The 15,396-nt window shown below is 54.2% G+C and carries 11 protein-coding genes; 6 read left to right on the top strand and 5 right to left on the bottom strand.

The window, feature by feature from the left end:
- Positions 1 to 19 precede the first annotated feature (19 nt).
- The 4 genes from PCH05_RS18355 (at position 20) to PCH05_RS18340 (ending at position 6,352) form a co-directional block, all read left to right on the top strand.
- Positions 20 to 901 (top strand): carbohydrate ABC transporter permease, encoded by an 882-nt coding sequence (locus tag PCH05_RS18355; protein ID WP_127604516.1) that lies wholly within the window; start codon positions 20 to 22, stop codon positions 899 to 901.
- Positions 902 to 924: 23 nt separating this feature from the next.
- On the top strand, positions 925 to 1,770 hold the full coding sequence (locus PCH05_RS18350) for a carbohydrate ABC transporter permease (RefSeq protein WP_127604514.1): 846 nt from the start codon (positions 925 to 927) through the stop codon (positions 1,768 to 1,770).
- A 4-nt stretch (positions 1,771 to 1,774) separates the two neighbouring features.
- Complete coding sequence (locus PCH05_RS18345; RefSeq protein WP_127604512.1) at positions 1,775 to 4,021, top strand: FAD-dependent oxidoreductase; 2,247 nt, start codon at positions 1,775 to 1,777, stop codon at positions 4,019 to 4,021.
- Between the two features lie 261 nt (positions 4,022 to 4,282).
- Positions 4,283 to 6,352, top strand: a complete 2,070-nt coding sequence (locus PCH05_RS18340) for a serine hydrolase domain-containing protein (RefSeq protein ID WP_127604510.1) — start codon at positions 4,283 to 4,285, stop codon at positions 6,350 to 6,352.
- Between the two features lie 111 nt (positions 6,353 to 6,463).
- Here PCH05_RS18340 and PCH05_RS18335 read toward each other — a convergent pair whose 3' ends face one another.
- Both PCH05_RS18335 and PCH05_RS18330 read right to left on the bottom strand, forming a co-directional pair.
- The gene (locus tag PCH05_RS18335; protein WP_127604508.1) at positions 6,464 to 7,414 is read right to left on the bottom strand and encodes a helix-turn-helix transcriptional regulator; all 951 of its coding nucleotides are present in this window, start codon (positions 7,412 to 7,414) and stop codon (positions 6,464 to 6,466) included.
- 121 nt (positions 7,415 to 7,535) lie between these two features.
- A complete protein-coding gene (locus tag PCH05_RS18330; protein ID WP_246049729.1) occupies positions 7,536 to 9,029 on the bottom strand; it encodes an MFS transporter in 1,494 nt (497 codons plus the stop codon).
- Between the two features lie 187 nt (positions 9,030 to 9,216).
- Here PCH05_RS18330 and PCH05_RS18325 point away from each other — a divergent pair, with 187 nt between their 5' ends.
- A complete protein-coding gene (locus PCH05_RS18325; RefSeq protein ID WP_127604506.1) occupies positions 9,217 to 9,732 on the top strand; it encodes a CarD family transcriptional regulator in 516 nt (171 codons plus the stop codon).
- A 115-nt stretch (positions 9,733 to 9,847) separates the two neighbouring features.
- Here the strand turns inward: PCH05_RS18325 and PCH05_RS18320 are convergent, their stop codons facing one another.
- Positions 9,848 to 11,560, bottom strand: coding sequence for a methyl-accepting chemotaxis protein (locus PCH05_RS18320; RefSeq protein WP_127604504.1), 1,713 nt, complete (start codon positions 11,558 to 11,560; stop codon positions 9,848 to 9,850).
- Here PCH05_RS18320 and PCH05_RS27360 point away from each other — a divergent pair.
- A complete protein-coding gene (locus PCH05_RS27360; RefSeq protein ID WP_164766710.1) occupies positions 11,559 to 11,822 on the top strand; it encodes a hypothetical protein in 264 nt (87 codons plus the stop codon). The two genes, PCH05_RS18320 and PCH05_RS27360, sit on opposite strands and share 2 nt — an antisense overlap.
- A gap of 107 nt (positions 11,823 to 11,929) precedes the next feature.
- Here the strand turns inward: PCH05_RS27360 and PCH05_RS18315 are convergent, their stop codons facing one another.
- On the bottom strand, positions 11,930 to 12,559 hold the full coding sequence (locus PCH05_RS18315) for a YfbR-like 5'-deoxynucleotidase (RefSeq protein WP_127604502.1): 630 nt from the start codon (positions 12,557 to 12,559) through the stop codon (positions 11,930 to 11,932).
- Between the two features lie 197 nt (positions 12,560 to 12,756).
- Positions 12,757 to 15,342, bottom strand: coding sequence for an S-layer homology domain-containing protein (locus PCH05_RS18310; RefSeq protein ID WP_164766709.1), 2,586 nt, complete (start codon positions 15,340 to 15,342; stop codon positions 12,757 to 12,759).
- Positions 15,343 to 15,396: the final 54 nt, after the last annotated feature.

Below are 15,396 nucleotides of genomic sequence, written 5' to 3'. Positions count from 1 at the left end.
AAGAAATGAGGGGAAACGCATGAACAACCATTGGATGAGAAGGCAGCGCAGGCTGGGTTACGTTTTTATCGGGCCCAGCATGCTCGGCGTGCTGCTGTTTTTTCTCATACCGGCCGCATACTCTCTGGGCCTGGTCTTTACGGATTATAAATTCATGAATCCCAAGGTCGGGTTCGTCGGTTTCGATAATATCATCCGGATGCTGCACGACAAGCTGTTCTACCTGTCACTGAAAAATACGGTCCTCTTCCTCGTGGCGGTACCGGTATCGATTGCGCTCGGCTTCGTGGTCGCGGTTATCCTGAACCAGCGGATCTATTTGAAAAAGCTGCTGCGAGCCCTGTACTTTATGCCGTATATCACGAGCGGGGTCGCCGTCGCCTTCGTCTGGATGCTGCTGTTTCAGCCGAAGCAGGGACCGATCAACGGCTTTCTTCGCGGCATCGGCATCGATCATCCGCCGGGATGGCTATCCACCACGACGACGTCGATGTTCGCCATCGATATCATCTGGGTCTGGTTCCTGATGGGCTATAACATGATCATTTATTTGGCCGCGCTGCAGGAGGTGTCGCCGGAGCTGCTGGAGGCCGCGAAAATCGACGGGGCGCGTCCGGGACAGCTGCTTCGCAAAATCATTTGGCCGCTCGTCAGTCCCACCACGTTCCTGCTGCTCGTAACCGGCATGATCATGACGATCAAGACATTCGGCATCATTCAGGCGACGACGCAGGGCGGTCCCGGGAACAGCACGACCATCCTGTCGCTGTACGTCTATCAGAACGCCTTCCGCTATTACGATATGGGCTACGCCGCCACGATTTCGTGGGCGCTGTTCATCATCATCCTGATCATCACCGCGATCCAATGGATCGGGCAGAAACGTTGGGTCCACTATTAACAGAAAGAGAGGCCTGAAGCATCATGGAACTCAAAAAACGACTGGTTACCGGCACGCCGGGCCGGCTGCTGGTGACGCTGATCATGCTGGCGCTGGCCATCGTGATGATCATGCCCTTTATATGGATGATCAGTACGTCCTTGAAAACCCCGACCGAGGTGTTTAAATACCCGATCGAATGGATTCCCGCGCATCCGACGTGGGAGCATCATCTGAAGGTGTGGAGCGGCCCGAAAAGCTTCGGCACTTATTACCTGAACTCGCTGAAGATCGCTTTCATCGGGATGATCGGGGCCACATTCCTGTCCGCCTTTGCGGCATACGGCTTCGCCCGGATCGAATTCAAGGGGAGAAATGCACTGTTCATGCTCTATTTATCCATGATGATGATTCCCCCACAGGTGCTGTTCGTGCCGAAGTTCATCATGTTTGAATGGGCCGGCATCTATAATACGCATTGGTCATTGATCCTGCCCGGTATGTTCACGATTTTCGGCGTATTCATGCTGCGCCAGTTCTTCTTGTCCATTCCCCATGAGATTTCCGAGTCGGCCTTCATCGACGGGGCGGGGCACTTCCGGATTTTCTTCCGGCTCATTCTGCCCCTCGCCAAACCGGCGCTGGCCACTTTGGCCATCATCGATTTCTCCTGGCAGTGGAATGATTACGAGAACGCGCTGGTCTTCCTGATCGACGAGCGGCTGTACACGATTCCGCTGGGGCTTCAGAATTTTATCCTGGAAAATACGGTCGACTATAACGGCATGATGGCTGCGGCGTCCGCGGGTATCATCCCGATGATCATCGTGTTCGCGATCGGCCAGCGCTATATCATTCAAGGCTTGACCAATTCAGCGGTGAAAGGGTGAGAAGATGCTAACGGAGACGATACAAAGCGACGTCACGGTCATCGGCGGCGGACTGGCAGGCGTATGCGCCGCCATAGCGGCGGCACGGCTCGGCAGCAAGGTTGTGCTCGTGAACAACCGCCCGGTTCTTGGTGGCAACTCGAGCAGCGAGGTGCGGGTGTGGGTGTGCGGGGCGACTGCGCACGGCATCAACCGGTATGCGCGGGAGACGGGCATCATGGGCGAGCTGTTCGTGGAGAATCAGTACCGCAACCCGGACGGCAATCCGTATTTATGGGATTTGGTTATCCTGGAAGCGGTCCGGGCGGAGTCGAACATCACGCTGCTGCTGAATACCGACGTGCATGAAGTCGAAGCGGGCGGTCCGGAGGAGAACCGGAGAATCCGCTCGGTGACCGGCTGGATGATGGGCTCCGAACGGCGCATCCGCCTCGAAAGCCCGGTGTTCCTGGACTGCACCGGCGACGGCCTCGTCGGCTTCATGGCAGGTGCCCGGCACCGGATCGGCCGTGAGGCTGCCCATGAATACGGGGAAGCGTGGGCGCCTGAGGTAGCGGACGGCATTACCTTGGGCAGCACGCTGCTGTTCTACACGAAGGACGCGGGTCATCCGATCCGGTTCGTGCCGCCTTCCTTTGCGAAGGACATCACGCAGACGCCGATCCCGATCAAACGGGTCATCCGCAGCGGCGACTCGGGCTGCCATTATTGGTGGATCGAGTGGGGCGGCGAGCTGGACACGGTGCACGACAATGAGGTGATCCGGGATGAGCTGTGGTCCGTCATTTACGGCATTTGGGATTATATCAAAAATTCCGGCCAATTCGAGGCCGACAACATGACCCTGGAATGGGTCGGCTCCATCCCGGGGAAAAGGGAATACCGCCGCTTCGTCGGTGATTATGTGCTGACCCAGAACGACATTATCCAGCAGGAGCCGTTCCCGGACCGCATCGCCTTTGGCGGCTGGTCCATTGACCTGCATCCGCCGCAGGGCATGTATGCCGAAGCGAGCGGCTCCAAGCATATGCACGCGGACGGCAACTATCATATCCCGTACCGGAGCCTGTACTCGGCGAACGTCACAAATCTGCTGTTCGCCGGCCGGAACATCAGCGCTTCTCATGTGGCGTTCGGCACGACACGCGTCATGGCAACCTGCGCCGTCATGGGGGAAGCGGCCGGCACCGCCGCTTCACTGTGCGCGGCAAAGGGCGTTTCGCCGCGCGACGTGTACCTCTCGCATCTGCAAGAACTGCAGCAGACGCTGCTGCGCCAGGACGCTTCCGTCATCGGCCTGCGGCATGAAGATGGCCGCGACCTGGCCCGCCTGGCGCGGGTTACGGCCTCCTCGGTTCGCAGCAGCATCGCCGTCGACAAGCCGGATGCCCCCGTTCAGCTGAGCCGGGATGCCGCGATCTTGTTCCCGGTGAACCCGGCGGTCGAAGGGCTGGAGCTGCTCGTAGATGCGTCTGAGGACACCCGGCTTGTCGTGGAGTTATGGGACACCGGCCGTCCGGAGAACTACGTGCCGCATTCGAGGATAGCTGAAGTGGAGGCGACGGTCTCCAAGGGCGAAGCGCAGTGGGTATCCCTGCCGCTTACCTGGGCGCCGGATGCGCCGCAGAATGCCTTCGTCATCATTCGCGGGAATCCGGCCGTCCGCCTGTACCGGTCGTCCGAGCCGCTCACCGGCGTCCTCGCCTTCGAGAAGGGAGCGGTCCCGAACGCGTCGGCCAATCTGGAGGACCACGACGAGAATCAGCCAGTCGTGGCCTGGAGCATGAAGGCGCTGGTCCGGCAGCCGTTCTGCTTCAAGGTCCGGGGCATGACCGCTGCTTATGCGCCGGAGAAGGCGGTAGGCGGATATAAGCGCCCGTTCGGCGGTCCGAATTTGTGGGCATCCGAGCCGATCGTGCCGGGGAGCGAGGCTTGGCTGCAATTGACGTGGGAGCAGAATATGGACCTGAGCGATATCCTTTTGACGTGGAACGATGATGTGAATGAGGACCTGATCAACCTTCATCATCACCGTACGCCATTCGATATCATCCCCGAGCTGGTGAAGTCGTACCGGATCGAAGCACGGGTCCGGGGGGCGTGGGATACGGTGGTTTCAGCCCGGGATAACCGATGGAGAAGCAACCGTATCCGATTGGAGAGCCCGATCCGGACTGATGCGCTGCGCGTCGTGATCGAGGAGACGAACGGCATTCCTAGCGCGGAGCTGGTAGAAATCCGGGTGTACTAAAGCCAAGGCCGCATGCGGTGGCCCTGTCATGTGGCATGGCATCGCCACCCGGCAGTTGAGCGTGGTTAGTTAGGCAGCCCTCCCTTCCGGGGGGCTGTTTTTTTGAATGGCGTCGATCGACCCCTTTAGGAATTTCGGAGATAGACGACGGGTCCTAGATGGAACCGCAGAATGAGACGAAATTCCTTTTTTACTGGAAAACTGAACCAAATGGGGGCCTGAAACGTACTATTCTATAATCCAATTAAAGGAGGTTTTTTCATGAAAAAAAGGATGACATGGCTTCTGACCGCCGCGCTGATCTTGACGCCGCTTGTTCCGACGGCCGCACTGGCATCCGGCACCGAAGCCGCGGTACCCGCCCAAGGGCTGGGAACATTCGCAGCGAAAAAGGCGGCGCTGCTCACCGAGCAATACGGAACGACGAGCGTTCAGTACGCGCTTATCGATCACGGGAGCATCAAGGTGTCCGGCCAAGCCGGAAAAAATGACGAAAAGGGGAAAGTCCCGCTTACCCCGGGCACGATGTATGGTATCGGCTCGACGAGCAAAATGTTCACGACCGCTGCCGTCATGAAGCTGGCCGATGAAGGGAAAATCGACCTGGACGCCCCGGTGGTGAAGTACATACCGGATTTCAGAATGAAGGATGAACGTTACAAGCAAATCACGCCGCGCATGCTGCTGAACCATTCTTCCGGGATTCAGGGTTCCAGCTTGAACAACGCGTTTTTGTTCGAGGATTCGGACCCTTACGCCCATGATACGCTGCTGCAGCAGCTGTCCCGGCAAAACCTGAAGGCCGACCCGGGCGCCTTCTCGGTCTACTGCAACGACGGCTTTACGCTGGCGGAAATTTTGGTGGAACGCGTAAGCGGAATGAAGTTTACGGCGTTTGTGCACCAGTATTTCACCGAGCCGCTGGACATGAAGAATACCAAGACCTCGCAGGATACGGTGGATTCTGCTCAAACCGCAGGTCTGTATTATCCTACGATTCCGCAGCAGCTTCCCAACGAAACGGTGAATGTCATCGGCACGGGAGGCATTTACTCCACGGCGGAGGATCTGGCGCGGTTCGCGCAAATATTTACCGGCGAGAAAAGCATTCTCTCTGCCAAAGCTGTAGAGGCCATGGGACAGTCCGAATATAAAAAGGGACTTTGGCCTAAAGATTCGGACAATTCCTTTGATTATGGCCTCGGCTGGGACAGCGTAAGACTGTATCCGTTTAACGATTACGGCATCCAGGCCGTGGTAAAGGGCGGAGACACGATCCTGTACCATGCCTCGCTGATCGTTCTTCCGGAGCAGGACATGGCTGCGGCCGTGTTATCCTCGGGCGGCAGCAGCTCGACGAACCAGCTTCTGGCCACCCAGATTCTGCTGGAGGCATTGAAGGAAAAGGGGGCCGTCAAGGAGATCAAGCCGGACAAATCGTTCGGTAAACCGGTTCCGGCCAGCCTGCCGGAGGACCTGAAGAAGTTTGCCGGATATTACGGCTCGTCAGGCCAACTCGTCAAGCTTGAACTGAAGGACGGCAATTTGTCCGTCACGGTGCCGAATGTGCCGGAATATCCGGCGGAGAAATATGTATACACCGCAGATGGAACGTTCGTGGACGAAGCGGGGACGGCCAAGATCAGCTTCGTGACGGAATCAAACGGTCTGACTTACCTCTGGATTCGTCAATACAGCACGGTACCTGAGCTCGGGCAAGTGGCGATGTCCCATTATCTCGCCCAGAAGCTGGACAGCAACCCCGTGACGAAAGAAACGGCAGCGGCCTGGTTGAAGCGAGAAGGCAAAACGTATTACCCGGTGAACGAGAAATACACGTCGGTCATGTACTTGATGAAGCCGACGCTCGAATTGAAGCTTACCAAGGACTTTCCAGGATATTTGAACGACAAGAAAATAACCGGACCGGACACAGCGGCAAGCGTTCTGCAAATTCCTGGCATGGGTGGCCGCGATACGGCGGAATATAAGTTCTATTCAAAAGACGGCGGCGAATACCTTGAAACGGCGGGAAGCGTGTTCGTCAGCGAAGATCTGGTTAAACCGCTTTATCACGGCAAGCAGTCGACCGTGACGGTGAAGGATGACGGTTACGCAAGATGGTTCACGGTCCCTGCGGCTGCAGCGGGCAAGACGATGACCGTAAAGCTGCCGGTCGAAGGCGGATTCGCGGTCTATGACGCCGCGGGCATCTGCGTGAACATGAGCGAGGTCAGCGGCTCAAACCAAGTCGTCCTGCCTAAGGGCGGAACGATCGTTTTCGCGGGTGACGCCGGTTCTTCATTCAGCATCCAGCTCGATAAAAAGTAAGGCATTGCTTGAGAACTGAGAACAGCCATCATTTTACGTTAACCTAAATATTCTCCAGAACGAAAAACCACCGCATTCCTCATCTGAAGAGGGGCGGTGGTTTTTTTGGTTTCAGTAGCGCTTTAACATGTTTTCGGCTTCTTCCCGAATCCGGTTCCGGAAGGACGCAGGCTCCAGCACGGCGACATTCGCGCCCCAGCTGAGCACCCATTGCAGCAGCTCGTCCGTATGGCGGACGCGAAAGAAGGCATGAAATCCGTCCGGGCGTTCCTCCATGTCTTCCAGGTAATAATTATTCGATTCCTTTATTTTATCCGTGATGTCGGGATTGATAAGGATGTGCACCCGCAAGTGCCGGTCATCCGCAGGCTTGTACGCCTTCAAGTCAAAGCGGGCGGGCAGCTCGAAGCGTTCCTCCAGCTCGATGAGCTCATCCATCCGGGATAAGCGGAAATGGCGGATTTCCTGGCGCAACTCGCACCGGGCCACGAGCATCCAAGACCCGTGAAGAAGAGCCAACCCATAGGGAGCTACCGTACGGACGCTATGGCGTTTGCCTTCGGCGTCGGGAATTTTTCTGGCGTACTGAAACCGGACCTTTCGCTTATCCAAGATCGCTTGCCGGATCGTTTCGAGATATTCCCTTTCCAGGGATGACGCAGCCTGCGAGGGATTAGATGGCAGCAAGCGCATGGTTTGGCGTACGGACGAGGCTTCCTGGCGAACGCTCTCCGGCAGAATGGCTTCAATTTTGCCGCGGGCGGCGCCGGCCCGAACGCGGTAAAGGTTATCGAATCGCTGTTCGATGAAATCCGTCCCGATGAGCAAGGCCACGGCTTCCTCTGCCGTGAAGCTGACCGGCGGCAGGAAATAGCCCTCCATCAAAGAATATCCCGTTCCCGTGGCGCCTATGATCGGCACGCCTGCCTCGCTGAGCGCCTGCACGTCGCGGTATATCGTCCGCACGCTGGTCTCGAATAGAGCCGCCAAATCCTCGGCACGAACCACCTTTTTGCGCTGCAGCTCCAGCACGATGGCTAACAAACGCTCTGTTTTGTTCACTCTGGGCGCCCCTTTCAACCCCCTGGTGCAGTAAAGACCGAGGGGATGTTTTCCCAATAAATCAGGTTAAGAATACCACAATGCGCCCACTTATACATCAAGCCGTTCGAGGCCAGTCAAACTATGTTCTTTCCTCCGTTTCCTTGCCGGACTCCTGAATCATGGCATGCTCTTCATGCCACCACAGCGCTTCTTCCGGTTCCTCCAGCAGCTCCTTGATCTCGTGCTTTTCCGCAACGGCAGGCGGAGAGCCTCGCAGCGCTTTGCCCGAGGTGTCAGTAAACCAGAAGGTTACGACGACCAAACCGATGATGGACGTGGCGATCAGAAAATAGGCCGGGACAAGATTGTTTTTGGTCAAATTAATCAGCCAGGCCATGACGAGGGGCGTCGTCCCGCCGAACAAGGATGCCGAAATATTATAAGTGATCGCGAGCAGGCCGTACCGGACATCGGTAAAAAACAGCGCCGGCAGCACGGAGGGCATCGTCCCCTCAAAACAGGTGAGGAAAACGGCCAGGATCATCAGGCCCAGAAATACGAGCCCGAGATGGCCGCTGCCAATCCATAAAAAAGCCGGAAGCGAAAGAACCAGCAGACCTGCCAGTCCAATCTGCATAATTCGCTTATTGCCGATCCGGTCGCTGAAATGGCCCATCGCCAGGACGATCGGAATCATGATAAACATGACGATCAGGATCAGGAGCAGTCCCTCGCCTTCCCCGTAACCCAGCACAACCGTCAAATGCGAAGGCATGTAGGACAGGACCATGTAGTCAACGACATTAAAAAAGAACACAAGCACGGTACAGATGAGCATGACTTTCCAATGCTTCGCGAACAGCTCACGCAGGGGTGTTTTCGGCTTATTCTCCGTCTTGGCCTGTTCCATAGCTTCAAAGGCGGGTGTTTCCTCCAAATGTCCGCGCAGATACAATCCGACCAAGCCGATTGGAGCCGCAACGAAAAAAGGAATTCTCCAGCCCCATGCCACCATCTGGTCGGAACCGAGCAGATAGGTCAGCAGCGTGACCAGCCCGGAGCCGGCGATGTAACCGATCAGGGTTCCTACTTCCAGTCCGCTGGATAGAAACCCCCGCCTTTTGTCAGGCGTCGATTCGGCGATAAACGTCATCGCCCCGGAGTATTCCCCGCCCGTGGAGAAGCCCTGCACCAATCGGGCCAGCAACAGCAGCACCGAGGCGGTCGTTCCGATCGAGGCGTAGCTTGGGATGAGACCGATGCAGAGGGTCGAGATTGCCATCATCAGCAGCGTGATGGTCAGCACTTTTTTGCGGCCCCAGCGGTCTCCGAGGCGCCCGAAGAACAGCCCTCCAAAAGGTCTGACGACAAAGGCGATGGAGAACGTGGCGAACGTATAAACCAGCTGTACAGAGCCGCTCAGGGACGGGAAGAACACTTTTCCGATGACGACCGCAAGATACGAATAAATTCCGAAATCGAACCATTCCATCGCATTGCCCAGGGCTGTGGCGATTACCGCCTTTTTCGCCATGCCCGCGTCGACGATGGTAATGTCGTCCTTATGCAGCTTAGGCTCTGACCGTCTGCCGATCCGCGGCCATGGAACCTTGTGTTTTTCATGGCTGTTCATGCGCTTATCTCCTAACGACTGAGATTTAATGAAGGTGTCGTTAGTATTCGCTGGAAGCGGAGGGAAGATGCATTTCAGATGGACTAGACTGGGCTGCAGGAAAATTAAAACTTACATCCGGCTCGAATAAAGGTCTACAATAGATATAGGCTGCTTCATCCATGAAAAAACGAGGGGGTTTGCTTGGATGTATCAGATTGGCGATTTAATACATTATGGAGATACGGGAGTTTGCCGGATTACGGATATCAAGCTTTTGGATATTGCCAGATCAGGCGACGAAAGGCTGTATTATGTTCTCGATCCGCTGTATCAAGCGTGCAGCATTTCCACGCCTGTGGAGAATAACCGGATTTTCATGCGTCCGATTATTTCCAAGGAAGAAGCCGAACGGCTCATAGACATGATTCCTTCCATCCATGCCGAAGCATATCACAGCCGCGTGCAGCGGGAGCTGGTGGAACATTATGAGTCATCGTTAAAGACGCATGATTGCGAAGTGCTGATTCGGCTCACCATGTCCATCCATGCCAAAAAGCAGACGCTGCTGGAGGATCACAAGAAGATGGGCGCGGTGGACGAGTCCTTTATGAAAAAGGCGGAGCATTTGCTGTTTAGTGAGCTGTCGGCTGCGCTTGATATTCCGATCGCGCATGTACCGGAATACATTGAGTCAAGAGTGGATGCGATCCGCGCAAAATAATAAAGAACCATGCTTACTAGGCATGGGTATGCAAAAAACGTCTCTAATACCACCCGCGTCGTGGATTGGAGACGTCTTTTTTTATCGTTAGCTTACTTGCCCGTTCCTTATCGGTTTACAGCGTAAACTTCTGCGTCAGCTCCTGAAGCTCGACCGCAACCCCGCTCAGATCGTTGACATCCTGCTTCATATGCTGAATGACAGAGACCTGATCATTCGTGGACTTCGCAACCTGTACCGTTTGATTCGAGGATTGCTCTATCGCCCCGTTCATATGAAGAAGCGTTGCCGTCACCTCCTCCGTGCTTGCCGAGATTTCTTCCGCGGAAGCGGACACCTCATGCAATTGCCCGGTCAACTGCTGCACGGATGCATTGATTTCTTCAAAGGCCTGTTGGGCCGCCTGCATATCTGCCATGCCCCGCTGCACCTCTTGCTGCTCTTTATCCACCAGTGTGACGGCATGGGAGGAACGATCCTGAATGCTGTCCACGATTTTCACGATGTCTTGGGAGGATTGCTTGGAGTAATCTGCCAATCTCTTCACTTCTTCCGCAACCACGGCAAAGCCTCTTCCGTATTCCCCGGCACGGGCGGCTTCGATGGAAGCGTTCAGCGACAGAATGTTGATTTCCTCTGCGATGCCCTGAATCGTGAGCACAGCCTGTCCGATCTCTTCCGTCTGACGATGGAAGTCGCGAATCACTTCCTCCGTTTCCTTCGAGCTGACCAGAATTGCGTTCATTTGACGATGAATGCTCGCGATCCGCTCGCTGCCCGTGTCGGCCTGCTTCGAAGATTGATTGGCAAAGTCTGCAACGGATGCGGTGGCTTCGGTAATCTTCTGAACTCCGGCGGCCACTTCCTCGACGGCACGGCTGCTTTCTTGAATGCTATGGGACTGCATGACGGCCTGCGAAGCGACCTCCTGCAGTTCCTCTGCATTGCGGAAGGAGTGCAGAGTCATCTTTTCGGCGTTGGACAGCAGCTTTTCGGAATTGGTGGCGATCAAGGTCGAATGCCCGGTCATGGTGGAGATCATGTCTCGAATCGCCGCAATCATGCCGTTAAAGCTCTTCGTGAGCTGACCCAATTCATCCTTCGATTGGTAGCCGCCTTTCACCGCCAGGTTGCCCGATTCCGCCATGGCCATAGCCTTCTGCAGCTCCTTGATCGGCTTGGTCATGAGCCGGGAGATGAAGAAGCCAACAGTACCGCTGATCACGATCGCAGCCAGCATGACAATCAGCACGAGAGCCATGCTGTTTCGGGCTTGCTTGCTGTTGATTTGGTTGAACTCCTCCGCATTGTCCAGATTCGCCGATTTCATCTGCCTAAGCACGGTTACGATACTATCGATATTGGTCCGGAAATTTAAATCATAGTATACATAGGCTTCCGTCGCATTGTTCTCACCGAGGAGCTCTTTTACATGCGCGTAATGCTCTTCACCGTTTTGGATCAATTTGAGGTACTGCTTGTACAGATCCTGATCCACGGCCTGCTCGCCATAGCTTTCAAGCTGCTTTCGAGTCGCCGCATCCGTTGCCTTAAGCTGGTCAATCTTCTCGGTGGTGCCTGCCCGATCCACTCTGGCGTCCCCAAGGATCAGCTTGGTTTGATAGGTATCAATTTGAATGCTGGTCGTAATTAACTGGCTCAACACTTCATTGGGAAGCATCTTATCTTTGTACATCTTCTGCGCATTGGTATTCACGGACATTAACGACGCGAATCCAATCATACCGATGACGGCCAGGAAAACTAAAAAGAGAATGATTAAACTGTTGATCTTGAACGAAATTTTTTGATTGGTAATGATCTTCATGAGCCTCTCCCTTTTGTATGTAATTTGTCGCAAGCCTAAAACTCTGTTTTTTATTTTCAAAAAAACAAAGATACATTTAAATAATATTTCGGAATTTTTATTCAAAATTGTTAATGAAAAAACCAGTCACTTAGACGTAGAAGCAAAAGCAAAAGCAGAAGTCGGGAAGGAGACATCCAAACACATAGAGATCTATGTTAAATATTTAGGGAAAAGCGAAAAGAGAAGGAGGAAAGATGAATTAAAAACATGGGGAAGTTGAAGTAACAGAAGAAATGGAATGGAAAGAATGGCAGACAAGCAGGGGAAGGGTGAAGAAAAGTAAAACGAGATGACCCGGAAGAGAAAAAGGAGGGGGAACCGCAGAGGCTAGGAGGATAGAGCTTCGTTCGTGATTTGGGCAATGTCGATCGGGGAACGCGAGCCTTCGCGTACCAAGTCAGGCAGAATATGCTGGAGGAAATAGTCCACGCAGTGCAGCTTGATGCTTTTGATCTGAATGAGGGCGTTGCGGTACATGACGGTAAACTCCTTTTCCGTGTTGCCGCGCGCCATTTCGGCAAAGGCTTCATAGACCTGGTCCATTTTGTCGGCCACTTCGAGAATGCGTCCTTCGACGGTTTCGTCTTTGCCCTCGCGCAGCTGTCTGCGGAAGATGGCTTGGAACTCCTCCGGAATATGTTCGTCGATGAAATGCGCCACCATGCCTTCCTCCACCTGCTGCAGCATGGCCCGAAGCTCGAGGGAGTGATGTTTGACGGGCGTTTTGATATCGCCGATGAAGATTTCGCCATAATCGTGGCTGCTCGTTATTTCGTATAGCTTTTTCCAGTCAACGGTGACGCCGTGTTTCTCCTCGATGTCCGCCAGGGTTTTGGCATACTGCACGACTTTCCAGGAGTGGGCGGAAACGCTGTGCTCTTCAAATTTGAATTTGCCTGGCGTGCGAATGATGCGTTCGAGATCGTTTAACGATTGAAAATACGTATGGATTCCCATGTAAAACTCCTCTCAAGGGCGGAATGGGCCGCCTTTTTACGATTAGTATACATTTCATTTGTAAAATGATGATAAACTCCGCCTGGAAGTTATTTCATGAATCTTTACTTGCGGCTTCACTCCCCAAAAAAAGCAACCAGCATTGGACGGGATCCGAATGCTGGCTGCTTGAACAGATTTAGTTTGACAGCGGTATCCTATTTGCTCGCCGCCGCTTCGATATCTCCGTAGGCCCAGTGGGTTATGGGAACGTCCGCGAAGGTCGGGCTGTGAAGATCCGTAACAGGCGTCCGTTTAAACAGAATGTTCAGTACCTTCACCGCTTCAGCGCGCGTGAGCTTGCTGTCCGGCTTAAAGGTGCTGTTGCCATAACCTTGCATCAAGCCTGCGGATTGAGCGTAGGAGATGGCTTGAGAAGCCCAGCTGTTCGCGTCAACGTCTGTAAAAGCGGCTGTGCTGCCTGCGGTTACCAAGGAATCGGAATGCTGCTGTGCCCAACGATAGGCGATCATGGCCAGCTGAGCCCGGGTTAACCCGGCTTCCGGATTGAATTGTTCGTCCGTCATGCCCTTCATCAAGCCTGCTGTTTGCGTGAGAAGGATATCGTCATGTGCCCAGTAGCCGGAGGCTACATCGTTAAAGCTGCCGCTGGCGGGTGGAACGGATGCATCCGAAAGGTTGCGTGCGAGCATAGCGGCCAATTGGGCCCGAGTCACGAACACATCCGGACGGAAATCGGAGCCGAATCCCTGGATGTAAGGATGACGAGCTGCCGCATCTTGAGCTGCTTTCAAGCCATCCACGACGATTGGCGTGAAGGTGCTGAACTTGTTGATTGTGAACTGGATACCATCACTACCGTCCTCAAGCTGGATAAGCTTGCCCTGCTTCAGTTCCTTCGTGCCGTCGCTGTGCTCGATGTAGATCACAAGATTGTCCAGCGCCTGCTGGCGCGCTGTGGCATCCGCCGGAAGGCTGCTGCTTAGCGGAAGCGTAATCGTCACTTCATGCTCCTGCATGTTGGTTTCGATTTCTACAGGACGGTTCAGAACCTGAACATGCGCATTCGGCACCAGGCTTGTGATGAGCTTGTCATTAGCAGCGCGTGCTTCAACGCTTTTGCGCTCGGAATCCTGCTTTATCGGAACAATTCTAAAATACAGGTCTTGGTCATACCCGGTGAAGACTTGTGCTGGAATCGTAATCAAGGCGTTCGGAGTGGAAATCTCCAGGTTGATGCCGCCGTTCGCCCATTGCTTCACAACCGTTCTCGGAAGCTCGATGCGCGTTTCGGAAACGGCGTCCTTGGCGTCCGGAATCAGGATGCGCGCCGTGGTTTGTCCAAGCTGCTTGGCTTTATCCAGCGCCGCTTTGGTCAGGGCTTCATTGAATGTAACCAAATCCGAAATTTTGCCATTAGTCTGGGTTGTGCGCGTAATCGGTATTTGCACCAGATGGGTTCCGTTCAAGCCATTCACGTTGATGACGATCTGTTCCTGTTTGGTTGTCGGGGCAGGCGTATAAGACGATCCCCCTCCAGTCGAAGGTGCCGGTGTGACGGGATCAGGCGTCGGGTCTGGTGTTGGCGTCGGCGTCGGATCTGGGACTTGCTCCGGATTGAAAAAGGCATTAAAGGCCTTTTGAATGCTCTGGACGGTGGCGTAACCTCCGGCTGGCCGTTTATCCAGCATCCACTGGGCCAGTAGAGACGCTTGCTCGCTTTCCGGCGACAGATCCTCCAGCTTGCTGAAATCAAGCGGGAACGGCTCGATTTCCACAGGGGCTTGTTCGGTCAACATTTGATAGCCATACAGCTGTTCCAGGGTTTGCAGCATATTTTCCTTCGTCGCAGACGCCTCGTTAAATGATGGCACTATCATTGGAATCTGCAGAAGTGCATACGTGCGCTGACCGAGACTTTGTTCAATGGACATTGCGTAATTGAACTTGACCATATAAGCAATGACGTTACGGTCGGCTTCGGTTCCCTGGGTATACTTTAAGGCAACCTCCTGAATTTGATCGGATTGATCTGTATTGAAATTCTCCTTTGCGGTACTGAGCAGGGTGTAGAGATCCAGCAGTGCGGCCCCGATATCTGTCAGTGAATGCTTTTGGGAGACAAGGACACCTTTGTAGGCCGCATCCACGATGAACTGAACCTGACTCTTGGTAACATATCCGCCAGCGGGTACAAAGTCGGATGCCATTTCGGCAACGGCCAGCTGTTCTTTCTCCGAAAAGTCTGCGAGCAACGAGGTGTTCACGATTTCCGTGTCGTTCAATGCGGTGAGGACATTCGTTGGAACAATAGAGGGGTCCAAACGAACGGCGGATCTATAGTTCTTGATCTCCTGGTTCAACTTAGCTAGTGGAGAAGCGATCTTCAACATGCTGTAGACGGCCATTTCCCCATAGCCGTTCTTGACGACGACATTGAAATAGCTGAGCTGAGCCCAGGAGAAATTCGGGATGTCCTTCGCTTGAATGTTCGTTTCCCAATCTCCGATCGGCGTTCCGTTTTCGATATTTTGCAGCGTGTCAATATCATCGGAATCAGATTGGTAAACGAGATACGACAGCGTATTCTGGCCAAAGTCGGGATCCGTCGCGGATGTCCAGCTCAACCGGATGGTCGAGTCATTCAGGGACTGCCAGGTGATGATGCCGCCTCCGCCCGGTTCGGGCGGCGTGGCTCTAGCGTGAACCGAGCCTGCGATCCAGGGCACCGCCAATAATAATATGAGAAGCATACTGATGAAGCGTTGATATTTCCTATTCATAAAGCGTGTATTCCTCCTCCATTTCATAGTTATGTCTCTGCCGCTCATATCATC

The organism is Paenibacillus chibensis (assembly GCF_004001045.1).
Lineage (GTDB): Bacteria > Bacillota > Bacilli > Paenibacillales > Paenibacillaceae > Paenibacillus_AQ > Paenibacillus_AQ chibensis.
The sequence above is the reverse complement of the archived record's forward strand: the minus strand, read 5'-3'. Positions and strand labels throughout refer to the sequence as shown.